At 61.0% G+C, this 23,401-nt stretch carries 18 protein-coding genes and 3 pseudogenes; 12 read left to right on the top strand and 9 right to left on the bottom strand.

The features are described 5' to 3' along the window. Window positions 1-45 precede the first annotated feature (45 nt). Window positions 46-1,263 (top strand): CoA transferase, encoded by a 1,218-nt coding sequence (locus IPK59_05950; GenBank protein ID MBK8158328.1) that lies wholly within the window; start codon window positions 46-48, stop codon window positions 1,261-1,263. 107 nt (window positions 1,264-1,370) lie between these two features. On the opposite strand, the gene IPK59_05945 is transcribed toward IPK59_05950, so the two are convergent. Together IPK59_05945 and IPK59_05940 are read right to left on the bottom strand one after the other, a co-directional pair. Then, entirely contained in the window at window positions 1,371-2,732 is a 1,362-nt protein-coding gene (locus IPK59_05945) for an aspartate aminotransferase family protein (protein ID MBK8158327.1), read from the bottom strand. A 194-nt stretch (window positions 2,733-2,926) separates the two neighbouring features. Next, window positions 2,927-4,276: a glutamine synthetase gene (locus IPK59_05940; protein MBK8158326.1), complete on the bottom strand. Its 1,350-nt coding sequence runs from the start codon at window positions 4,274-4,276 to the stop codon at window positions 2,927-2,929. Between the two features lie 205 nt (window positions 4,277-4,481). Here IPK59_05940 and IPK59_05935 point away from each other — a divergent pair, with 205 nt between their 5' ends. Next, window positions 4,482-4,910, top strand: a complete 429-nt coding sequence (locus IPK59_05935) for a VOC family protein (protein MBK8158325.1) — start codon at window positions 4,482-4,484, stop codon at window positions 4,908-4,910. 67 nt (window positions 4,911-4,977) lie between these two features. On the opposite strand, the gene ald is transcribed toward IPK59_05935, so the two are convergent. Both ald and IPK59_05925 read right to left on the bottom strand, forming a co-directional pair. Then, a complete protein-coding gene (gene ald / locus IPK59_05930) occupies window positions 4,978-6,096 on the bottom strand; it encodes an alanine dehydrogenase (GenBank protein ID MBK8158324.1) in 1,119 nt (372 codons plus the stop codon). A gap of 67 nt (window positions 6,097-6,163) precedes the next feature. Continuing rightward, a complete protein-coding gene (locus IPK59_05925; protein ID MBK8158323.1) occupies window positions 6,164-7,522 on the bottom strand; it encodes an aspartate aminotransferase family protein in 1,359 nt (452 codons plus the stop codon). 215 nt (window positions 7,523-7,737) lie between these two features. Here IPK59_05925 and IPK59_05920 point away from each other — a divergent pair, with 215 nt between their 5' ends. The 7 genes and pseudogenes from IPK59_05920 to xsc all read left to right on the top strand — a co-directional run bounded on the left by IPK59_05920 (window position 7,738) and on the right by xsc (window position 16,666). Beyond that, window positions 7,738-8,298 carry a cupin domain-containing protein gene (locus IPK59_05920; protein MBK8158322.1) on the top strand — a complete coding sequence of 187 codons (561 nt, stop codon included), beginning with the start codon at window positions 7,738-7,740 and terminating at the stop codon, window positions 8,296-8,298. A 525-nt stretch (window positions 8,299-8,823) separates the two neighbouring features. Next, window positions 8,824-10,038 (top strand): extracellular solute-binding protein, encoded by a 1,215-nt coding sequence (locus IPK59_05915; GenBank protein MBK8158321.1) that lies wholly within the window; start codon window positions 8,824-8,826, stop codon window positions 10,036-10,038. 146 nt (window positions 10,039-10,184) lie between these two features. Continuing rightward, complete coding sequence (locus IPK59_05910; protein MBK8158320.1) at window positions 10,185-11,270, top strand: ABC transporter ATP-binding protein; 1,086 nt, start codon at window positions 10,185-10,187, stop codon at window positions 11,268-11,270. A gap of 52 nt (window positions 11,271-11,322) precedes the next feature. Beyond that, complete coding sequence (locus IPK59_05905; GenBank protein ID MBK8158319.1) at window positions 11,323-12,267, top strand: ABC transporter permease; 945 nt, start codon at window positions 11,323-11,325, stop codon at window positions 12,265-12,267. Next, a pseudogene (locus IPK59_05900) lies at window positions 12,264-13,143 on the top strand (ABC transporter permease subunit). The gene IPK59_05905 and the pseudogene IPK59_05900 overlap by 4 nt, the downstream one beginning before the upstream one ends. 93 nt (window positions 13,144-13,236) lie before the next feature. Continuing rightward, on the top strand, window positions 13,237-14,784 hold the full coding sequence (locus IPK59_05895; GenBank protein MBK8158318.1) for a PLP-dependent aminotransferase family protein: 1,548 nt from the start codon (window positions 13,237-13,239) through the stop codon (window positions 14,782-14,784). A gap of 107 nt (window positions 14,785-14,891) precedes the next feature. Continuing rightward, window positions 14,892-16,666: pseudogene (gene xsc, locus IPK59_05890) on the top strand (sulfoacetaldehyde acetyltransferase). A 51-nt stretch (window positions 16,667-16,717) separates the two neighbouring features. Here the strand turns inward: xsc and IPK59_05885 are convergent. The 4 genes from IPK59_05885 to IPK59_05870 all read right to left on the bottom strand — a co-directional run bounded on the left by IPK59_05885 (window position 16,718) and on the right by IPK59_05870 (window position 20,143). Then, window positions 16,718-17,494: a sulfite exporter TauE/SafE family protein gene (locus tag IPK59_05885; GenBank protein ID MBK8158317.1), complete on the bottom strand. Its 777-nt coding sequence runs from the start codon at window positions 17,492-17,494 to the stop codon at window positions 16,718-16,720. A gap of 82 nt (window positions 17,495-17,576) precedes the next feature. Further along, a complete protein-coding gene (locus tag IPK59_05880) occupies window positions 17,577-18,872 on the bottom strand; it encodes a S8 family serine peptidase (GenBank protein ID MBK8158316.1) in 1,296 nt (431 codons plus the stop codon). A gap of 3 nt (window positions 18,873-18,875) precedes the next feature. Next, entirely contained in the window at window positions 18,876-19,571 is a 696-nt protein-coding gene (locus IPK59_05875; protein ID MBK8158315.1) for a hypothetical protein, read from the bottom strand. After that, entirely contained in the window at window positions 19,568-20,143 is a 576-nt protein-coding gene (locus tag IPK59_05870; GenBank protein ID MBK8158314.1) for a sigma-70 family RNA polymerase sigma factor, read from the bottom strand. Before IPK59_05870 ends, IPK59_05875 begins: the two co-directional genes overlap by 4 nt. A gap of 263 nt (window positions 20,144-20,406) precedes the next feature. Here IPK59_05870 and corA point away from each other — a divergent pair. After that, window positions 20,407-21,377, top strand: a pseudogene (gene corA / locus IPK59_05865) (magnesium/cobalt transporter CorA). Here corA and pspF read toward each other — a convergent pair. Continuing rightward, a complete protein-coding gene (gene pspF, locus IPK59_05860) occupies window positions 21,374-22,369 on the bottom strand; it encodes a phage shock protein operon transcriptional activator (GenBank protein ID MBK8158313.1) in 996 nt (331 codons plus the stop codon). The pseudogene corA and the gene pspF sit on opposite strands and share 4 nt — an antisense overlap. A 151-nt stretch (window positions 22,370-22,520) precedes the next feature. On the opposite strand from pspF, the gene IPK59_05855 reads away from it, so the two are divergent. After that, window positions 22,521-22,673: a hypothetical protein gene (locus IPK59_05855; GenBank protein MBK8158312.1), complete on the top strand. Its 153-nt coding sequence runs from the start codon at window positions 22,521-22,523 to the stop codon at window positions 22,671-22,673. Between the two features lie 49 nt (window positions 22,674-22,722). Further along, window positions 22,723-23,394: a phage shock protein PspA gene (gene pspA / locus IPK59_05850; GenBank protein ID MBK8158311.1), complete on the top strand. Its 672-nt coding sequence runs from the start codon at window positions 22,723-22,725 to the stop codon at window positions 23,392-23,394. Window positions 23,395-23,401: the final 7 nt, after the last annotated feature.

Genomic DNA, 23,401 nt, shown 5'->3' with positions numbered 1-23,401 from the left:
CATCGCCCCCGACATTGGCTTAAACAGTCAATGTCGGGGAAATGCATGTCTGGACCGCTTGCCGGTATTCGCGTTTTTGATTTGAGCCGCATTCTGGCGGGACCCACGGCGACACAGATCTTGGGCGATCTCGGCGCCGATGTGATCAAGATCGAGCGGCCAGGTGCCGGCGACGACACGCGGAAATGGGGGCCGCCCTTTGTGAAGGACGTCACCGGCAAGGATACCCAGGAGAGCGGCTATTATCTCTCCATCAACCGCAACAAGCGCTCAGTGACCCTGGATGTCTCCAAGCCCGAAGGGCAGGAGATTGCCAAGCGCCTGATCGCACGCTCCGACATCTTCGTCGAGAATTTCAAGGTCGGCGACATGGCGCGCTATGGTCTCGCCTACGATCAGATCAAGTACGACTTCCCACGCCTGATCTATTGCTCGATCACCGGTTTCGGCCAGACTGGTCCCTATGCACCTTTGGCCGGCTATGACTTCCTGGCCCAGGGGATGGGCGGCATCATGAGTGTCACTGGCGATCCCGACGGCCAGCCGACCAAGGTCGGCGTCGCCATCACCGATATCGTCTGCGGCATCTACTCGACCGTGGCGATCCTGGCGGCCCTGCATCATCGGACAATTTCAGGTCGCGGCCAGTTCTGCGACATGAGCCTCCTTGATTCACAGGTCGGCTATCTCGCCAATGTCGGCCTGCACTACCTAACCTCAGGCGAGGTGCCGAAGCGGCTCGGCAATGAGCATCCCAACATCGTGCCCTATTCAGTCGTGCGCTGTTCGGATGGATTCTTCATCCTGGCGGTTGGCAATGATAGCCAGTTCGAAAAATTCTGCGGCTTTGCCGGGGTGCCGGATTGGGCGACCGACGAGCGTTTCGCCACCAATCCGGCGCGGGTGCGCAACCGCGTGCTGATCTATCAGATGATCAACGCGCTCACGGAGCAGAAGCCGCAGCAATATTGGATCGATGGTCTCAATGCGCTGGGCGTGCCGGTGGGGCCGGTCAATAACATCGACCAGGTCTTCAAGGATCCGCAGGTGCTGGCCCGCGAGATGAAGATCTCGATGCCGCATGCAACTGCCGGCTCCGGCCAAGTCGACCTCATCGGCAGCCCGATCAAGCTTTCGGACACACCGGTCGATTACCGCCTGGCGCCACCGGTCTGCGGTCAGGATACCGACAATGTGCTGCGCGAACTGTTGTCGATGGAGGATGCCGAGATTGCCGGTCTACGCGCGCGAAAGATTATCTGAACACCATTCGTTTTTACGTCGCTCGCGGCGAAATCTTCAATTCAAACCGCGGCCGTCCGGGGATGAACCCGGACGGCCGCGGGATCGTTTCGTCAGTTTTCCGGCGCTTACTTCACGCCGACATCCTTTGCCGTGGCATCCAGGGCAATCTTGGCGAGCTTCATGAACTCGTCGACATGTTCCTGCGTCCAGGTGAGCGGCGGCGACATCAGCATGGTGTCGCGGGTCGCCCGCATGACGAGGCCATTCCTGACGCAATGATCACGGCAGATGGTGCCGGTCTGGCCCAAGGGCTCGAAGGTCCGGTGGGTCTTCTTGTCCTTCACCAGTTCGATGGCACCGACGAAGCCCATGGAGCGGACTTCGCCCACCAGCGGATGGTCGCGCAATTCCTCGAGGCGCTTGGCGAGATAGGGGCCGGTCACGTCATGTACGTTCTCGACCAGTTTCTCTTCGCGGATGATGCGGATGTTTTCGATCGCGACCGCACAAGAAACCGGATGGCCGGAATAGGTGAAGCCGTGATTGAAATCGCCGTAGGAGTTGATGACTTCGGCGACACGGTCAGCCACCATGATGGCCGAGAGCGGCATGTAGCCGGAGGTGAGGCCTTTGGCGAGCGTCATGAAGTCGGCTTCGATCTTGAACGGCTCGGACGCGAACATGTAGCCGGTGCGACCAAAACCGCAGATGACTTCATCGGCGATCAGGAGCAGGTCGTATTTCTTGCAGATCTTCTGGATCTCCGGCCAGTAAGTTGCCGGCGGGATGATGACGCCGCCGGCGCCCTGGATCGGTTCGCCGATGAAGGCGGCAATGTTCTCGGCGCCCAGTTCGAGGATCTTGTCTTCAAGCGCTTTCGCCGCGGCAAGGCCGAATTCATCCGGCGTCATGCCGGCGCCTTCGCCATACCAGTAAGGCTGCTTGATGTGGGCATGGCCGGGCAAGGGCAGATCTGCCAGTTCATGCATGTAGCTCATGCCGCCGAGCGACGCCGCCACCATGGTCGAACCATGATAGCCGTTGATGCGGCTGATGATCGTCTTCTTCTTCGGCTGCTTCTTGAGGTTCCAATAGGTACGCACCATGCGCACGATAGTGTCGTTCGCATCCGAGCCAGAGAGGCCATAGAAGACATGGTTGAACTGCTTGGGGGTCATGTCGACCAGTAGCTTGGAAAGCTCGGCCACCGGCGGGTGGGTTGTCTTGAAGAAGGTATTGTAATAGGGCAGTTCGAGGAGCTGCGCATGAGCCACGTCGGCGATCGTCTTGCGGCCATAGCCGATGTTGACGCACCAGAGACCCGCAAAGGCGTCGAGCATTTTGTTGCCGTCAGAATCGAATAGATAGGTGCCCTCGGCCTTGGCGATGACGCGGGCACCGAGTTTGCCAAGTTCATTGTGGTAGGTGAACGGATGCAGATGCTGCCGGTCCTGGGCCTGCCATTCGGCGGTGCTGTTGCGCTTCATTTGTACGGTCATGGTGAAAATCCTTGATGAGATCGACGGGATATTGAGTGGCCTTCCAGCAGCCAGGCCTCACGGGTTGAAGTTCACCCGTGCCGTCAGGATCTGGATTTCACTCCGGCGCGACAGCCGGCTGACCGCCGCCTCAAGCGAGGCGGCGGTGCTGGCCGAGTATTTGCCGGTCGTCTTCCGCATGTTCAGACGTTCAACAACAGATGCTCGCGTTCCCACGAGCTGATGACGTCCTGGTAGGCTTCGAGCTCTGCCATTTTGACGATCCAGAGCGCCTTGATGAACTTGTCGCCCAGGAGCGGTCGGATCGGCTTGCAGGCCATGAAACGCTGCAGCGATTCCTGAGCCGTCTTGGGCAGCGTGTGAGCCATGCGATAGGCACTGCCGGTGATCAGATTGGTCGGCTTCAACCGTTCGACCATGCCGAGATAGCCCGCCACCAGCGAGGCTGCCATGGCGAGATAGGGGTTGGCATCGGCACCGGCCAACCGGTTCTCGATACGCCGGCCTGGCCCGCTGGAAACCGGCACGCGCAGGCCGCACGACCGGTTGTCGACGCCCCATTGCACGTTGATCGGTGCATCGAACTGCGGTCGCAGGCGACGGTATGAGTTCACGTTCGGCACCAGCATCGGGATGAGCTGCGGCAGGTATTTCTGCAAGCCGGCGACATGGGCGCGGAACATCGCTGAATCGCGGCCCTTGGAATCGGCGAACAGGGTCTTGCCGGTGCGCTTCTCCACCACCGATTGGTGGATATGCATCGACGAGCCCGGCTGGTTGGCGAGCGGCTTCGACATGAAGGTGGCATAGATGCCGTGCTTCATCGCCGCCTGGCGCACGGTGCGCTTGAACAGGAACGCCTGGTCGGCGAGTTCGAGCGGATTGCCGTGATTGAAGTTGATCTCCATCTGCGCCGAGCCCGATTCATGGACCAGCGTGTCGACGTCGATCTCAGATCGCTCGCAGTAGTCATAAACGTCTTCGAAGATGTGGTCGAACTCGTTCACCGCATCGATCCCGTAAGCCTGGCTGCCCGTCTCGGCACGGCCCGACTTGCCAATGGGCGGCAGCAAAGGCAGGTCGGGGTCGGTGTTGACCTGCACCAGATAAAATTCAAGCTCCGGTGCCACGACCGGCTTCCAGCCCTTGTCGTCATAGAGTTCGAGCACACGCTTCAGCACATAGCGCGAGGCATGTTCCACGGGCTTGTCGTTGACGTCGTAGCAATCGTGAATGACCTGCGCGGTCGGGTCCTTATACCAGGGCACGATACGGATGGTGTTGGGATCCGGACGCAGATAGACGTCCGGGTCCTGGAAGGAACCCATCGTGTCTTCCTCGATATCGGGATAGTCGCCGGTGACAGTCTGCAGGAACACGGAGCTCGGCAAACGCAGGCCGTCGTCGCGGACACCCTTCATGAACTTGGTCGCGGGCAGGATCTTGCCGCGCGGAATCCCGTTCATGTCGGGGACGAGGCATTCGACCTCATCCACTTTTCGTTCGGCAATCCAATCGTCTATATACTTCATGACAAAGAACCATATATCTCAAATGTGATGGTCGGATATGACCTTGTGCGCCAGCCAAAACGGCCGGCAATGCCCGCAGAAACTAGCCCAGAACGGGCCTTTTGTCCAAGCCGGGCCGATATGCACCGAAAGCGAGGCTGGCCTTCGGGTTAACGATGGGGAATGTCGGATAGCTGTCCATCTGTGAAGGAAGAAAGCGATGTCAATTCGACCGAGAATCAGCCTCGTCACCTTGGGTGTCTGCGATCTCGCGCGTGCGAGACGGTTTTATGAAACGGGCTTGGGGTGGAAGCCATCCAGCGCCAGCAATGACGATGTCGTGTTCTTCCAACTGGCGGGTGGCATGGGCCTCGGCCTTTTCCCCCGGTCATCCCTTGCAAAGGATGCGCATATCTCGGAAGCCGGCACCGGCTTCGGCGGCATCACGCTGGCGCAGAACCTCGCATCAAAGGCCGAGGTCGACCGCGTCATTGCGACGGCGGTAGCAGCTGGCGGCACGTTGCTGAAGGCGGCGGAGGATGTGTTCTGGGGCGGCTATTCCGGCTATTTCGCCGATCCCGATGGCCATGCCTGGGAGATTGCGTGGAACCCGTTCTTCCCGCTTTCCGAGGACGGCGGGATCACGCTGCCCTAGGGTTGGGGACAAACAAAAACGGCGGGACTATCTGGCCCCGCCGTCTTCGCAAAGTCGGATGATCTGCTTAGAGGCCGAGGGCTTCGGCCGCCGGCACGTACTTCTTCTTCAGGTCGTCGGCCACGGCCTTGTAGGTGATCTTTCCTTCATGGACGTTAAGACCGTTCATGAGATGCGGATCCGCCGCCAGCGCCTTCTTGGCACCCTTGTCGGCCAGGGCCAGGGCGAAGGGCAGGGTGGCGTTGTTGAGGGCGAAGGTCGAGGTGCGGCTAAGGCCGCCCGGCATGTTGGCAACACAGTAATGGATCACGCCGTCGACGACATAGACCGGGTCGGCGTGGGTCGTGGCCTTCGAGGTTTCGAAGCAGCCACCCTGATCGATCGCGATGTCGACCAGGACCGAACCCGGGCGCATCTGCTTGATCATCTTGCGGGAGACGAGTTTCGGTGCCGCGGCACCCGGCACCAGCACCGCGCCGATGACGAGGTCGGCGCCGATGACATGCTCTTCAATCGCGTCGAGGGTCGAATAGCAGGTGTAGATCTTGCTGCCGAACATTTCATCGAGCTGGCGCAGGCGGTCGACCGAGCGGTCGATGACGGTGACATTGGCTTCCATCCCCATCGCCATGCGCACCGCGTTGGTGCCGGAGACGCCACCGCCGATGACGACGACCTTGGCCGGCGCCACGCCCGGCACACCGCCCAGCAGGATGCCGGCGCCGCCCTGGGCCTTTTCCAGGTAATGCGCACCGACCTGGACCGACATGCGGCCGGCGACTTCCGACATCGGCGCCAGCAAAGGCAGGCCGCCACGGGAATTGGTGATGGTTTCATAGGCGATCGCGGTGCAGCCCGACTTGATCAAACCTTCGGTCTGCACGGTATCCGGCGCCCGATGCAGATAGGTATACCGGATCTGCCCCTTGCGGAGCATCTTGGTTTCCCTGGGCTGCGGCTCCTTCACCTTGATGATCATCTCGGCCTTGGCAAAGACATCCTCGGCGGTCTTGGCGATGACTGCGCCAGCTGCCTTGTAGGCGCGGTCGTCGAGGCCGATGCCTTCGCCGGCGCCAGTCTCGACCATGACCTTGTGGCCATGATGGACGAGTTCGCGCACACTCGACGGCACCAGGCCGACGCGATACTCGTGGTTCTTGATCTCTTTAGGAACGCCGATAAGCATAGGTCTTCTCCAATAGTAAACGGACCGGCCGACCCCTCGGGGTGCAGCCGGTCCGCATTTGCAGTAGTTAGTCGATCGATTTGAGGACGTCGGCCATGATCGACACAGCCTGGTCGATGTGGCTCTTTTCCACGATGAAGGGCGGCGACATGGCGATGATGTCGCCGGTGACGCGGATCAACATGCCCTTTTCATAGGCCTTCAGGAAAGCATCCATGGCGCGCGCGCCGGGCTTGCCGGGGCGCGATTCCAACTCGATCGCGCCGACCAAGCCGACATTGCGCAGATCGATGACATGCTTGGTGCCCTTGAGGCTGTGGATGGCACTCTCCCAATACGGTGCCAGATCCTTCACGCGGTCGAATAGGCCTTCATTCTTGTAGATGTCGAGAACGGCGAGGCCGGCCGCGCAGGCAACCGGATGGGCCGAGTAGGTGTAGCCGTGGAACAGCTCGATCGCGTTCTCGGCCGAAGTGCCCATGAAGGTGTCGTAGATGTCCTTCGAAACGATGACACCACCCATCGGGATCGAGCCGTTGGTGAGGCCCTTGGCGCAGGTGATGAGGTCGGGCGTCACACCGAAATAGTCGGCGCCGAAATTGGTGCCCAGGCGACCGAAACCGGTGATGACCTCGTCGAAGATAAGGACGATACCGTGCTTCGTGCAGATCTCGCGCAGCTTCTCGAGATAGCCTTTCGGCGGAATGAGGACGCCAGTCGATCCGGCGACCGGCTCGACGATGACGGCTGCAATGGAACTCGCGTCATGGAGGGCCACCAGGCGTTCGAGATCCTCGGCGAGGTGGGCGCCCCAGGCGGGCTGGCCCTTGCTGTAGGCCATTTCCTTGGCGTTGTAGGTGTGCGGCAGATGATCGACGCCGCCCAAGGCGGTGCCGAACCATTTGCGGTTGTTGACCATGCCGCCCACGGAAATACCGCCGAAGCCGACGCCATGATAGCCGCGCTCACGGCCGATGAGGCGTGTACGTGTGCCCTGGCCTTTGGCACGCTGATAGGCGAGGGCGATCTTCAGGGCCGTGTCGACTGATTCCGAACCGGAATTGGTGAAGAAGACATGGTCGAGGCCCGTCGGCGCCAAGGCGGCGACGCGCGAGGCGAGTTCAAAGGCAGCTGGATGCGCCATCTGGAAAGGCGGGCAGTAGTCCATTTCCGCGATCTGCCGAGAAACCGCTTCCGAAATCTCCTTGCGCCCGTGACCGGCATTCACGCACCACAGGCCGGCAGTGGCATCGAGCACTTGCTTGCCGTCGATATTAGTGAAGTGCATCCCTTCAGCTTTGACGAACAAGCGGGGGTTGCTCTTGAAATGCCGGTTCGAAGTGAACGGCATGAAGAAAGCTTCAAGATTGTTGGGCGTCGGCTTGAATTGCGTAGCCTCGAAAGATTTCGTGGTGCGGTTCGACATGGCTGATCCCCTGGTTGTTTTCCGGGAGGTTTTCCGGGCGGGTTGGGTTGCCGCGACATTAGCACGCTAAAGAAAATAAACAAGCGGCAGCCCGATCAATTCAATTGGTGCAAGGATAACGCCCAAAATCGTTGATTATCTGAATTATGTGATTAATATACTTATCAAGCAGCCGAAGCTGTTAAGCATTTGAGTTGGTGTGGTTGGAGGCCGGAATGGACGGAAATGACGGATTCGACCTCGGTGCGCGGCTCAAGGCGCTGCGCGATTCCCATAATTTGTCGCAACGGGAGTTGGCCAAACGGGCCGGGGTCTCCAATGCGATCATTTCGATGATCGAGCAGAACCGCTCCTCACCCTCGGTCGGCATGCTGAAGAAGCTCCTGGACGGCTTCCCCATGAGCCTGGCTGAGTTCTTTGCCGATGATTTGAAGCCCCGGCCGCAGATTTTCTTTGGCGCCTCTGAACTCATCGAGCTGGCCGGTGGCGCGGTTTCCTATCGCCAGGTCGGGCGGGACATGTCCGGCAAGGCCATCCAGGTTATGCATGAACATTACCAGCCGGGCGCAGATACCGGCGCCCAGATGCTCAGTCACGAGGCTGAAGAAGGGGGTGTCATCATCCGGGGCCGCCTTGAGGTCACTGTCGGTGATCAGATCCGCGTCCTCGGCCCGGGCGATGCCTATTATTTCGACAGCCGGACGCCGCACCGCTTCCGCAATGTCGGTACGGAAGAGTGCGAAGTCGTGACGGCCAATTCACCACCCAGCTTCTAGGTTCGCACGCTCCTGACAATGGCGTTCGTCAGGGGGCAGTTCAGCCCGCGCAACGCGCCGGCTGAATCAGGCGTGGTGCCCAAATTCCAGGCATAAGAAAACTTCGTCTCTGGCCCAAGAAGTTCTGTAAATCTGGCCCCGGCTTGCAGGCCATTCGCGTCTGCGGTAAAAGCGTGCTGTCCAAATCTCATAGTCGCTTTGGGGGCAGATCGATGACGAGAGATTTCATGTTACCGTTGCATGACGATGCGGGGGCCAATGCCTGTCGTTGCAATGCCTGTCGTTGCCCCGCTATTCATGGCCCGGCATGATCGCTCACTTTGGACATCGCGTTTGGGTGTTCATCCCTATTCACGCGACTTCAACTAACTATCGGGCTGGTGGTAAAGCCATGTCGCTGCGACCTTATCGGGTTGCAGTGTCTTCCCCGCAACGTGAATTCACTTTTCCAGCCTGAAATGCATAATCGGCGTTCCAAAACAGTAAAACACGAAACGTAAGGGTAACTGAGCAAATCTACAGGGAATGATTGTCGCGGCGGGCATTCCGCCCACCGCCATCAGGGAGGTTCGAATGACAAAGAAGACGTTGACTTCCGCGCAGGCGACAATGCGCGCTGCCATGCTGTCTCGCCGCAAAGTACTTCAGTCCGCAACGGCTATCGGTGCCGTCGGGCTGACCGCCCCGTTCTTTTCCAAGAATGCCTTTTCGTCCTCGGGCGAACTCAACCTGCTGATGTGGTCGGACGAGTTCCCGGATCCGGTGATTCCGAACTTCGAAAAAGCCACCGGCATCAAGGTGAACCAGACCCCGTTCTCGCAGAACGAAGAGCAGATCAACAAGCTGCAGGCGACCGGCGGTGAAGGCTTCGACCTCTGCCAGCCGACCCGCAACCGCGCGCCCCAGTACAAGGATCTTGCCGTTCTGGCGCCGTTCGACACCAACAAGATAAAGAACTCGGGTAACGTGATCCCGTCGTTCCTGGAGAGCGCCGCCAGCCTGTGGACCTGGGAAGATGGCCTCTATTACGTGCCGCATGTCTGGGGCACTGAGGCACTCTCCTATCGCACTGATCTCTATCCGGGCGATGCCACCAAGCTCAGCTACGGCTCGCTGTGGGATGAAGCGGTGAAAGGCCATACCCAGGGCCGCGGCCATTCCTTCCTCCTCGGCATCGGCCTGTGGTGGGATGGGTCGGGCAAGATGCCCTCCAACCGCATGCAGGACGGCTACAAGGACGAAGCATCGTTCAAGAAGCTGTGGGATCCGATCCTTGCTTTCGCGATCGAAAACAAGGCCTTCGTGAAGCAGTTCTGGGATTCGGCCGATAACACCAAGTCGGGCCTGATGGAGAACGACGTCTGGATCGGCCAGACCTGGGACGGCCCGCCGCTGTCGCTGAAGAAGGAAGGCAAGCCCGTCAACTACACCGCCCCCTCCGAAGGCGCCATCGCCTGGCTCGACGGTTTGTCGCTGATGAAGGCGGCGAAGAACACCGACCAAGTCTATGAGTTCATCAACTACCTGCTGACCCCCGAGGTCTCGGGTCAGTTGGCAGAAGGCTCAAGCTACAACCCGGTGGTCACCGGTGCCGACGCCTTCACCTCGGACGTCTATAAGAAGAACTTCCAGGATGCCTTCCCGGGCGATGCGCTGAGCAAAGTCTGGCATTGGCCGGCCGAGCCGACCTGGTACGCGGAAATCCGCAGCCAGTACGTGCAGCAGTTCCAGGCTGCCTAAGCTCGATTGAAATGGATGTGGTCAGCCCCGGTTCGCCGGGGCTGACTCATTTTTGCCGAGGATCGTTCCTGCTTGATCTCGCCTGATCTTGGGGTGAAACTCGGCAAGGTTATAAAAAAAGTAAAATACAGAGACAGGGCAGGCATATGAGTGCGGGCGTCGAGCTTGACCGGGTAACGGTCCGCTTCGGTGAGTTTACGGCTGTCGATAACGCGACACTCGACATCAAGGGCGGCGAATTCTTCTCCTTTCTGGGGCCGTCTGGCTGCGGCAAGACGACAATCCTGCGCACTGTGTCAGGGTTTCTTGAGCCATCTTCCGGGCATGTCAGGATTGGTGGCCAGGACATGTCGGGGATCGGTCCCAACAAGCGGCCGACTGCCCTTATCTTTCAGAACCTGGCGCTGTTTCCATTGATGACGGTTGCCGAGAATATCAGCTACGGGCTGCGTGTCCGGGGCGTCGACAAGGCGTCGCGCAGGAAGAAGGCCGACGAGTTGCTCGACCTTATCGCGCTGGCGGGGCAGGGCGACAAACTGGTCAGCGAGCTATCCGGTGGTCAGAAGCAGCGTGTCGCGATTGCGCGCGCTCTGGCCGTCCAGCCGAAAGTGCTGCTGCTTGATGAGCCGCTGTCGGCGCTCGACCTAAAGCTGCGCCAGCATATGCGCAGTGAATTGCGCAGCATTCAGCAGAAGGTCGGTATCACCTTCATCTACATTACGCATGACCAGGGCGAAGCTCTGACCATGTCCGACCGCATCGCGGTGATGAGTGATGGCGTGATCCAGCAGGTCGGCGACGGCAAGGCCGTCTATGACGCGCCCGCGACGGCCTTTGTCGCTTCGTTCGTCGGTGAGAACAATCCCTTTCCCGGGACGGTGGCGCAGGCCGATGACAGCTATGCCACGGTCGACACACAGTTCGGCAGGCTGAGGGGCCGAAACCCGCGGGGCCTGAAGGCCGGGGACAAGGCCATTCTGTTCGTGCGGCCGGAATCGGCGCGGCTGGGTCAGGGTGCAGCCGACACCACTTTCACGTCAACGGTGAAGAACGTCGCCTTTGAAGGCAACATGACTCACGTCTACCTTGAAGGCGCGGCCAAGAAGGACGTCACGGTTTCCGTCGGCCGCCGCAGCAGCATGCCGATTCCGGCACCGCACGAGGCGACGCCCATCACCTATGACGCCGATCTCGGCATCATCCTGCCCGAAGGGATGCTTGCCCGTGAGTAGTCGCGCTCTCGTCTTCCTTATCCCAATTGTCGTCATCGCCATCTTCTGGGTGATGGCGCGGCGCGAGGCGAAGCGGCGGCCCGATCCAACCCGCAAGGGTTTCTTTGAGCGCAACGGCGTTGTGCTGGGTAGCGTTTTCATCGCTCTGGTGGCTTTCTGGACCTTGTTCCTGGTCGCCTTGCCCTATCTCTACATGGTGGTCGAGAGCTTCCACCCGGCCTTGCCGCCGGTGAAGCGAGGCGGCCCGGACGACATTCTCACCATCGCGCAGTACAGTTCCTTCGTCGTCAATCCGACCATGGGTGCCGTCAACTGGCTCCATATGAGCGCGCTGCTGTTCTCGATCATTGCCTCGATCGCGGTGACGGCACTCAATTTCGCCATCTGCTATCCACTGGCCTATTTCATGGCGCAGGCCGGTACGCCGCAGAAGGTCCGATTGCTGATGCTGGGATTGATCGTGCCCTATTGGGTCAACGAGATCCTGCGCGCTTTTTCGCTGCGATTGCTGCTGGCATCCAAAGGATTGATCAACCAGGCCTTGATGGGCCTCAACATCACCGACGGGCCGATCGATTTCCTGGGCAACAAAACCGGCCTCTATGTCGGCCTCTCATACGCCTATCTGCTCGTCATGATGTTCCCGCTCTATAATGCGATTGAGAGCCTCGACAAGAACCAGATCGAGGCGGCACGCGACCTCGGCGCGCCCTGGTGGCGGATCCATTTCGATGTTGTCATTCCCTATGCCAAGCCCGGCATCGCCTCCGGCTGTACCATGGTGTTCATGCTGTCGGTTGGGTCCCTGGCGGCGCCGCAATTCCTGGGTGGCCCGCGCACACTCTGGTTCACGGCCGTCATCTATGACTTCTTCTTCCAGAGCTTCAACTGGCCGCGCGGCGCCGCCTACGCGTTCATCATGCTGATTGTCTGTATCGCGCTCGTCATGGCCATGCTCCGTCTCTTCAAGGTATCCCTTGGGGAGGCCATAAAATGAGCTCAAAGTTTGTCATGCGCGGGATGATCGGTTTCTACATCCTGCTCTTCTTCGGCTATCTGTTCGGTCCATTGGCGGTGATGGGTATCACCGCGTTCCAATACGCCCAACTACCCCCAGGCTTATCCGTTCGAGGCCTTCACGCTCGATTGGTTCGTTAAGCTCTGGAACCATCGCTCCATGATGGACGGGTTGAAGAACTCGATCATCATCGGCATCGGCGTGGTGGCGATATCGGTGCCGGTCGGCCTCGCGGCGTCGATCATCATGAACCAAATCTACCACCGCGCGCGCGGCCTCTATTACTTGGTGACGATTTCTCCCTTGCTCACGCCCGGGGTCATCATCGGCATTTCCACGGTGATCTTCTGGAAAGACGTGATGAGCATCACCGACGTCACAAAAGGTTTGTTCTACAAGGGCATCATCCTGACGATCCTGGGACAGGCGAGTTTCGTCTCGGCCTATTGCCTGCTGATCTTCATGGCACGCCTCACGCGCTTCGACCGTGCCCAGGAGGAGGCAGCCCTCGATCTCGGCGCCTCATATCCGCAGGTCTTCTGGCATATCCTGCTGCCATATCTCAAACCGGCGGTCGTCTCGGCGGTGGTTATTGGCTTTCTCTCATCGTTCGAGAATTACAACACGACGACCTTTGCGATCCTCGCTGACAAGACGCTGGTGACCGTGCTGGCGGGCGAGGTGCGGCAAGGCACGACGCCGGCTTTGTCGGCACTTGCGGTCATCATTATCGGGTTCTCGTTGCTGGGTGCCATCTGTTATGAGGTGGCCAAGCGTCGGGAGCAGATCCGCGCCGACCGTGCCCAGCGGCAGGCCCAGATCGCCGAGCGCATCGAGGTCGAGGCGATCGCCTAGCCAGCTCCGCAGCCAGGGGCGGGCTTCGGGCTGTTTTCCCGACCCCTGGGCGCAGGCTGAAGAAACCTGTTGATGCCGGGGCCAGTGGCGTTGATGCTGGCTGGCCAGTGCCGACAGACACCCGTTTGGGGGGATACCCGCTTGGGCCACGACAGCCGCGCCATCTTGTTTCACCTGGAAGCCGACAGGACCACGACCCTTCAGGCACAGCTGCGCCGCATGCTGGTCTCGGCGATCTTGGACGGGCAGATTCCGGCCGGCAGCCCCTTGCCGTCCTGTCGTGCCTTGGCCCAGTCGCTGAAGATCGCCCGCAATACAGTCGTCCTTGCCTATCAGGATCTCACTGAGGAGGGTTTCCTGATTGCCAAGGAGCGGAGCGGCTTCTTCGTCAATCCGGACATGGTGGCAGCGAAGCCCCGGGATCTGGCCCTGCCGGCGCAGCAGAAGGCGGAGAAGCCGGAGGCCGGTGATGAGCCTGACTGGCTGACCCGCTTCAAATGCCGCCCGACCCAACAGCGCAATGTGGTCAAGCCGGCAAACTGGCAGGATTACCCCTATCCCTTCATCTATGGCCAGATCGATCAGAGCCTGTTCCCGCTGGCGGCCTGGCGGGAATGCTCGCGCCAGGCGCTGAGCGTCAATTCGGTCCGAGAATGGGCCAATGACCGGTTTGCCGAGGACGACCCGCTGCTGGTCGAGCAGATCCGCACCCGGCTGCTGCCGCGCCGCGGTGTCCGTGTCAGCGCCGACGAGATATTGGTCACGGTCGGTGCCCAGCAGGCGCTCTATCTGCTCTCGGCCCTGCTGTTCGATCAGAAGACGGTCTTTGGCATCGAGGATCCGGGCTACACCGACGCGCGGAACATCGCAGCCTTGCGGACCAGCCGGTTGGTATCTCTTCCGGTCGATGAGCAGGGACTGGTGCTGGGGTCGGAGCTGAGCGGCTGCGACTATGTTTATGTGACGCCGAGCCACCAGTTTCCGACCACGGTCACCATGTCGCTGGAGCGGCGCCATGCCTTGCTGGAGCGCGCGGTCGAAAAGGACTTCCTGCTCATCGAGGATGATTACGAAAGCGAACTCACCCATCACGGATCTCCGCAACCGGCGTTGAAATCCCTTGATCGTCATGGCCGGGTGATCTTCGTCTCCAGTCTCTCAAAGACACTGGCACCCGGCCTGCGCATCGGCTTCCTGGTGGCGCCAAAGCCGCTCATCGCCGAGCTGCGGGCGCTCCGGCGCCTGATGATCCGCCATCCCGCCGCCAACAATCAGCGCACCATCGCCCTATTCCTGGCCGATGGGCATCACGACACGCTGCTGCGGCGCCTGTGCAGCGTCTATCGCGAGCGCCTGGCTGCGGCGGTGACGGCGCTTGCCAAGTACCTCCCGGAGTTTACGGTCAACCTCACGGCGGGTGGGACGGCGCTCTGGATCAAGGGACCGAATGATTGCGACATGGCCGCCATCGCCGCCGCGGCCCAGAAACGCGGGGTCGTGATCGAGCCGGGGGCGGTACACTTCCTCAACCAGCCGGGACCAGCCAATTTCTGCCGCCTGGGCGTCTCCTCGATCCCCACTGAGCGGATCGAGCCAGGGATCAAGCTGCTGGCCGAAGCGGTCCGGGAAGCGGCTGGCTGAACGCTGGCCCAACGCTGTGCCCATGGCTGGACCTATGAAGGTGCCAGAGCTCTCCCTATCGTAGCAGCATCGAGTTTTAAGCCCTTTAGCGGAATGGACGGACGACCATGAAGATGACGACGGAAGAGGCCTTTGTGAAGGTCCTGCAGATGCATGGGATCGAGCATGCATTTGGCATTATCGGGTCGGCTTTCATGCCGATCTCGGATCTTTTTCCCAAGGCGGGGATCAAATTCTGGGACGTCGCCCATGAATGCAATGGCGGCTATATCTGCGACGGCTACACTCGCACGACTGGCAAGATCGCCATGTGCATCGCCCAGAACGGTCCCGGCATCACCAATTTTGTGACCGCGGTGAAGACCGCCTATTGGAACCATTCGCCGATGCTGCTGGTGACCCCCAGGCCGCCAACAAGACCATCGGCCAGGGCGGCTTCCAGGAAGTCGAGCAGATGGCTCTCTTCAAGGACATGGTCTGCTACCAGGAAGAAGTGCGCGACCCCAGCCGCATCGCCGAGGTCCTCAACCGGGTCATCCTGAAGTCGCTGAGGAATTCGGCACCGGCCCAGATCAACGTGCCGCGCGACATGTATACCCAGGTCATCGACATCGAATTGCCGCAGATTGTCGAGATCGAACGTCCGGCCGGCGGCTCCGACGCAATCTCGCGTGCGGCGAAGCTGCTCTCGGGCGCCAAGTTCCCGGTCATTCTCTCGGGTGCTGGCGTTGTCATCGGCGGCGCCATCCCGGAAGCCCAAGCCCTGGCCGAGCGTCTCGATGCACCGGTCTGCAGTTCCTACCAGCACAATGACAGCTTCCCCGGCTCGCACCCGCTGGCGGCCGGTCCCTTGGGCTACAATGGCTCCAAGGCGGCGATGGAACTCATTGCCAAGGCCGACGTGGTGCTGGCCTTGGGTACGCGCCTCAACCCGTTCTCGACTCTGCCGGGCTACGGCATCGACTATTGGCCCAAGAATGCCAGCATCATCCAGGTCGACATCAACCCGGACCGCATCGGCCTCACCAAGAAGGTCACGGTGGGGATTGCCGGCGACGCCAAGCAGGTGGCGCAGTCGATCCTCGCACAGCTTGACGCATCCGCCGGCAACGCCGGACGCGCCGAGCGGAAGGCACTCATTCACCAGACCAAGTCCGCCTGGCTGCAGACGCTTTCCAGCATGGACCACGAGGATGATGATCCCGGCACCAGCTGGAATTCCAACGCGCGTTCGCGCCAACCCGAACGCCTCAGCCCACGCAAGGCATGGCGGGCGGTTCAGGCCGGCTTGCCGAAGGACGCCATCATCTCCAGCGATATCGGCAACAACTGCGCCATCGGCAACGCCTATCCGACCTTTGAGAAGGGCCGGAAGTACCTGGCGCCGGGCCTGTTCGGTCCTTGCGGCTATGGCTTCCCGGCGATCATTGGTGCCAAGATCGGCTGCCCGGACGTGCCGGTGGTGGGCTTCGCCGGTGACGGTGCCTTCGGCATCAGCATGAACGAGATGACCTCGATCGGCCGCAAGGAATGGCCGGGCATCACCATGGTCGTCTTCCGCAACTATCAATGGGGCGCTGAAAAGCGCAACACGACGCTCTGGTACGACAACAACTTCGTCGGCACCGAACTGGATCCGGAACTCTCCTATGCCAAGATCGCCGAGGCCTGCGGGCTGAAGGGCGTCCAGGCGCGCACCCAGGCCGAATTGACCGAAGCCCTGAAGGAATCCTGCGAGGCGCAGAAGAAGGGCGTCACGACCTTCATCGAGGTCATCCTCAACCAGGAACTGGGCGAGCCCTTCCGCCGCGACGCCATGAAGAAGCCGGTCGTCGTAGCCGGCATCGATGGCAAGGACATGCGACCCCAGAAAGGGGCGTGAACGCCTGAGGCGTGGGACTGAAAAAAGGGCGGGTCTTCGAACCCGCCCTTTCTATGTGCCTGACCAGTCGTATAGGGCCTTGACCAGCGTCAGGACGGCAAGCCCCATCAGGATTACGAGCACGATGCGGCGAAACAGCGCCTGGTTCACGCGGCGGAAGAAGTGCGCCCCGACCCAGATGCCAATGAGCAAGGCCGGCAGCCAGGCCAGGAACTGGGCGAAGCTCTGTTCAGTGATGAGCCCCTCATAGTAGTGGCCGCCGAGACCGAGCACATCGGTCGAAAGGAAGAAGGCGATGACCGATGCCCGGCTCACAGCGGCGGCAGCCGGGGTCGAGAAATAGAACAGCACCACCGGTGGGCCGCCGATGCCGAAGGCGCCGTTGAAGATGCCGGAAGCGCCACCGACCATTGTCGTTGCCGTGGCGCTTGGCGTCCGTTCAAGTCGGAAGCCGCGCAGCATCATGATGGCGGTGACAAAGACGAAGATGGACATCGCCAGTTGCATCGGCGGCTCGGGAAAGCGCGACAGGGCGAAGATGCCGAACGGCAGGGCGATGACGTAACCCAGCAGCAGCCAGCGGATCGACCGCCAGTCTATCTCGCGCCAGATGCCGGGGATCATGTTGATCGAGGCCGCGACCTCGAGGAGGAAGATCGTGGGCACGATTTCCTTAGGCGGCAGCAGAAGCGAGATGGCTGTGATGCTGAGCAGCGAGAAGCCGAAGCCGGAAAAGCCGCGCACGATCGCCGCCAGGAAGATGGCGGCGCTGCTGATGGCAAGCATATGCCAATGGGCCAGGGTGTAGGCGAGGAGCGTATCGATCATGCGACGGCCACTCTAGCCGACCGAGCCTGCGGCCGCCTAGGCCAGCATTGTCGAAATGATGGGATCAATATGTCGGCTTTGGTCAGGGCAGCTGGTCGATGGCCGAGGCCGCATCGATGCGACCGGCGCCGAAGATGGGATCGCGGGCCGGGGCGCCCAGATCGACCGCGGTGCCCTCGACGATCTTGCGCAACTGGGTAACGCTGAGCTTGTTGTCGGAGGCCATCAGCAGGGCGGCAAGGCCGGTCACATAGCCGGTCGCCATCGAGGTGCCACTGAAGAAATCATAAGCACCGCCGGGTTTCGCTCCCAATATGTCGACCCCGGGTGCCGCCACAGAGATGTAGGCGCCCTGGTTGGCACGTTTGTAGAGCTGGTCCTTGTGGTCGGTGGCCGTGACGGCGATGACGCCGTCCTGTGCTGCGGGATAGGCTGGCCCGGCCTTGGGGCCCTCATTGCCGGCCGCGGCGATGACGACCACCTTGTGCATCAGCGTGGTGTTGACCATCTGCGAGACCAGGCGGTCCTGTGGTCCAGTCAGGCTTAGATTGACGAGTTGCGCTCCATTCTTGACAGCCGTCTCGATGCCGAGCGAGAGGAGGAATGACGAGCTCTCCGCAGCACCCACCTTCGCGTCGACCTCACGGAAGGCGCGGACCGCGACCAATCTCGCCTTGGGCGCCACGCCCATCAGCGGTCCCTGGCCGACCAGGATGCTGGCAATGACAGTGCCATGGGTTTCGGGATCCACCGTCGCGTCGCCATCTGCCACATCGATCACGGTGATGTGCGCATCGCGCAGAGATTCGTGGGTGACGTCGACGCCGCTGTCAACCAGGCCGATGGTGATTCCGGCACCGCCGGACGCTTTGGCGGTCGCGGTCTCCGCATGAATTTGCGCCAGCGCATATTGCTGGCCGTCGCCGACGCTGGTGCGGTAGATGAAATTCTTCTGCACCCAGAGGGGGCGCTGGTCGGCACTCGCCGCATCATAGACCTTGTCAAGCTCGGCACCCTCAGCGATGCGCATCAGGTATACCCGCAGGCCCAAGCCACTCATCGTGAAATCGCGCGCCACCTCAAGGTCAAGCTCGGCGGCGAAACGCGCGGGCGCACCCGGATCGACCGAGGGCGGGAAGATCACGCACAGTTCGTTGGGCAGGGCGTCTTCCTCTTGGCCCTGCTTTGGGCGATCGCTTTCGGCGCCCGGCGGCGTATCGAAGAGGTCGGGCACGGAGGCATCCGGGCCTTGGCCGGGCAGGTTGATGCCGGGGACATTGCCGCGTGGGCCGGGTGGCGCCAGCACCTGCGCCAGAGGCTGCTCGATGCCGGTGAGCAGCGTCAGAACCACGACAAGGATGCCCCAGCGGAGGTTCATGGCCTAGCGCCGCTGCGCGCTGGCGACCAGGTCGGGCCGCGATTGCAGCTTGGCGATGGCGGTATCTGCGCTGGCAGCGTCCGTCAGGGCCAGGATGAAGGTCTGGCCCGGCTTCGGACCATCCACCACCGTCGCGTTGATTTCGGACAGCATCTGGGTCAACTGTGCCGTGGTGACGTCGGGGCGGAACGACACGATCAGGCTCGCCGTGGGAACCGGCAACTCGGCGCCATCGCTGGCGGTGGCATAGGTATCGCTGCCACCGGGCTGGTTCGTCGATTGGAACGGCAGTGCACCAAGCTGGTAGAGGAAAGCACCCTGCGCCACGATCAGGGCCAAGGCGGCGACGAGGGCAAATTTCAGAGCCGGGCGCGGCGCGAACCAGGGCCCCAGCACGCGCTCGAAGAAGCCGGGTTCGTTGGCCGCCACATAGCGCCGCTGCTTCGTGGTCTCGATCTGCTGCAGCAACTTGGTGAGGTTGCCGGCAGAGGGGCTGCCCACGGCGTCGCCACTGTCGACCACGGCGCGGCGCTGATCCCGGGCGGAATCCAATTGTTCGCGCAGATCGGCCGACCCTTTCAGCATGCCGTCGACCGCGTCATTCTCGCCACGGGACAGTTTGCCGGTCAGGTACCAGGGCAGCAATTCCTGGGCATCCTCCAGATTGAGCGGGCGCTTATCGTCTTTTTGGGCGCTCATGCGATCGCTCCTTTCACTCCGGCTGCTTCCAGCAACACCTTGAGGCGTTGCCGGGCGTAAAACATGCGGGTCTTGACCGTGTTCTCCGGCAGATCCAATACCTCGGCGATCTCCTGGACCGAAAACTCCTGATAGTAGGCCAACTGCAGGATCTCGCGGTGGTCCAGGGACAACCGATCGATCAAGCTGATCAAAAGGCGCGACATGCCGCGGTCCGAGGCCTGGACATCCGGGGTCGGCGCGCCGTCTTCGATATTGGCGGCGACCTCCTCGTCCAGAGCGACTTCCCGCATGCGGCGCAGGCGACTGACGGCCTTGTGGTGACCGATCGAGAACAGCCAGGTTGTGACCGAAGACTTGCCCTCGAACCGCCCGGCCTGACGCCAGACATCCAGCATGGTCTCGCTCAGGACCTCTTCGGCCATTTCCCGGTCCCGCACAAGCTTGACCAGGAACGCAAAAAGAGCGCGGTTGTGCCGCTGATAGAACTCAGTAAAAGCGTCCTTGTCGCCCTTGGCAATACCGTCCAGGAGCTTTCCGTCGGGTATGACGTTGCCCGCATCCAGTCTCATGCTGAGTCAGCCATCTTGTACAATCTGTCGTCCGATCACATCATTGGGTTCAAAGGAATGTCGTCGGAGCGACGGCATTCGAATGGCCCCATTCTGCCATTCCCGACCACGCTCATTCTGGGTCGGGCCCCCGGCCTGGGCCGGCGGCAGGGTAATCTGCTCTAACTGGCTTGTATAGGCTGCTTGCCAGGGCGAGCGGGCTGGGATAAGCGGGTCAACAGACTGAATTTTCCTTAATTGCGACCCTGGGCGGAGCATCCGGTATGGGACATGTGGTCGATTGTGCGGTCTATGAAGCCGGGCGCAGGGTCGGCAGCCTGGATATCAACGATCCCGAGCAGATGCGGATCGAACCGGGCCGCGTGATCTGGATTGGCCTCTATGAGCCCAGCCAGGACGAACTGGCCAAGCTGCAGGGCTATTTTGGGCTTCATGAACTGGCGATCGAGGATGCCTATCGCGCCCACCAGCGGCCGAAGCTCGAGGTCTATGGCGAAACCCTGTTCGTGGTGATGAAGACCGCGCAGCTGGAGGGGACTCATGTCGCCATGGGCGAGACCAGCTTCTTCATCGGGCGCGGTTATGTCATCACCGTGCGGCATGGTCCGTCGACCAGCTATGCCGAAGTGCGCGCCCGCTGCGAGCACACGCCGGAGAGTTTCAAGAAGGGTGAGGATTTCATCCTCTATGCCCTGATGGACTTCATCGTCGACCGCTATTTCCCGATCGTCGACAGCATCGAAGATGATATCGAGAGCTGGAAGAGGCCGTACTCGATGGCAAAAGCACACTCGATGTGCTGGAGGAGATCGTGGTGCTGCGGCGTGACCTCCTGCATCTCCGCCATGCGGTGGCTCCTCTGCCGGAAATCTGCCAGCGCCTGATGCGCTACGACATGGCTCTTATCGACCGCAACACGCATCCCTATTTTCGTGACGTCTTCGACCACAGCACGATCCTGCTCGACCGCATCGAGAATCTGCGTGAATTGATCAAGACCGTTGTCGATACCAAGATGCTGATGAGCGCCATGAAGCAGAACGAGGTCATGCGGCAATTGGCGGCCTGGGCTGCCATGCTGGCGGTGCCCACGGCTGTCGCCGGCATCTATGGCATGAACTTCGAGCACATGCCGGAACTGACCTGGAAATACGGCTATTTCGGCGTGCTTGGCGTGGTATTTGCCATCTGCGGCCTGCTGTTCTGGCGCTTCAAGCGCTCCGGTTGGCTCTAGCTGATCTGGTACTTTTTCAGCAGTCGCCGGAACTGGTGATAGCTGAGGTCCAGCATTTGCGCAGCCTCGGTCTGGCTGCCGTCAGACGCTTGCAACGCGCGGCGCAGAAGCCCGGTTTCAAAGGCGGCCACTGATTTTGCGAACTCTGCCGGTGGTGCGCTCATCGGTTTTTCCGCCATGCGCCGACCCAGCCGCCAGGGACTTTCAAACGGGTCGATATGGACGGCGGCAATCGGCTGCTCGGTCGGCCCGGCCCGATAGACCGAGCGCTCGATCACATTGCGCAACTCGCGCACATTACCCGGCCATGAATGTGCCAGCAGCATGTCGCGGCATTCCGCCGTGAAGCCGGGAAAGAGCGGGTGGCCGAGGGTCTTTGCCATGCGGATACCAAAGGCATCGCTGAGGTCGATGATATCGGAGGGCCGCGCCCGCAAAGGCGGCAGCGTCACGACATCGAAGGCCAGGCGATCAAGCAGGTCGGCGCGAAACTCACCATTTGCGGCACGATCCGGTAGATCGACGTTGGTCGCGGCTACCACCCGGACATCGACCTTCAGGGTCTGTTCGCCGCCGACGCGCTCAAACTCGCCATATTCGATCACCCGCAGGATCTGCTCCTGCAGCCGCGCAGAGGCAGTGGCGATCTCGTCGAGGAACAGGGTGCCTCCGTCGGCACGCTCGAAGCGGCCACGGCGCCGCGTCCGGGCACCGGTAAAGGCACCGGCCTCATGGCCGAACAATTCGCTTTCCAGCAGGGTCTCGCTCAGCGCTGCGCAATTCACCTTGGTGAACGGCCCTTCCCAGCGGGGCGAGAGGAAGTGCAGGCGTTCAGCAAACAGCTCCTTGCCGGTGCCGCGCTCGCCAATGACCAAAGCCGGGCGGTCGAGCTGTGCCAGGCGTGAGACATGCTCCAGCGCCTCCAGGAAAGCCGGATCGGAACCCAGCAAGGCGGTCGGCTCATTCGATTGATTGGTCGATATTGCTTCCATATATCAATATTAGTCATTAGTAGCGAAAATAGATAGTGATTATCGCTAATATGTTAGGCGATATAATGATAACTAATTGAAATATATAGAATCATAACCTGGCACGATGTTTGCCATAAGAAGCGGGTAATTCGATCCTCAGGAGCCACCGATGACTGACGATACCGACCCCCGTTTTCGCCGCAATCTGGCCGCCGACCTCGACCGGGCGCTGGATTGGACCAAGGCCTATCTCAGCTCGCGGAAGGCCTCCGACTGGGCCTTCTTCGCCTGCGGCATCGCCATCGGGCATTTCCTGTTCTAGCCCGCACTTCTCTCCCTCTTTGAATTGATCACTCTGAAAGGACTGCCAAATGGGCATTTTTTCGCGCCTTAGCGACATCGTGAACGCCAATCTCAATTCGCTTCTGGACCGGGCGGAAGACCCGGAAAAGATGGCCAAGCTGATGATCCAGGAGATGGAGGACACGCTGGTCGAGGTGCGCTCGGACGCCGTCAAGAACATCTCGGAAAAGAAGGAAATCCAGCGCCGGCTCGAGCAGCTGGCCGCGGCCGAGACCGATTGGGCCCAGAAGGCGGAGTTCGCCATCGGCAAGGGGCGTGACGACCTCGCCAAGGGCGCCCTGCTGGCCAAGCGGAAGCTGGCGGAGAGCGCCGATGCCCTGCGCGGCGAGCTCAAGGCCGTCGAAGAGGCCCTGGCGCGCCATGACGAGGATCTGGCCCGTTTGCAGTCCAAGCTGCTGGAGGCCAAGGCCAAGCAGAAGGCCTTGCTGATCCGCCTCAACGCCGCCCAGAAGCGGGTGCAGGTGCGCCGGACCCTGGCCGATGGCCGCGTGGATGACGCCCTGGCGCGCTATGAGACGCTCCACAAGAAGATCGACGAGCTTGAAGGTCGGGCCGAGGTTTACGATATGGGTCAAGCAAAGACCTTGGAACAGGAATTTGCCAGCCTTGAAGCGGAGACCGGCCTTGATGCAGAGTTGGATGCGCTGAAGGAAAAGCTCCGCGCCGAGCACAAGGCCTGAACGCATG

The organism is Rhodospirillaceae bacterium (genome assembly GCA_016712715.1).
Taxonomy (GTDB): Bacteria; Pseudomonadota; Alphaproteobacteria; order Dongiales; family Dongiaceae; genus Dongia.
Note: the sequence above shows the minus strand (reverse complement) of the source record. Positions and strands in the feature narration are given on the sequence as shown.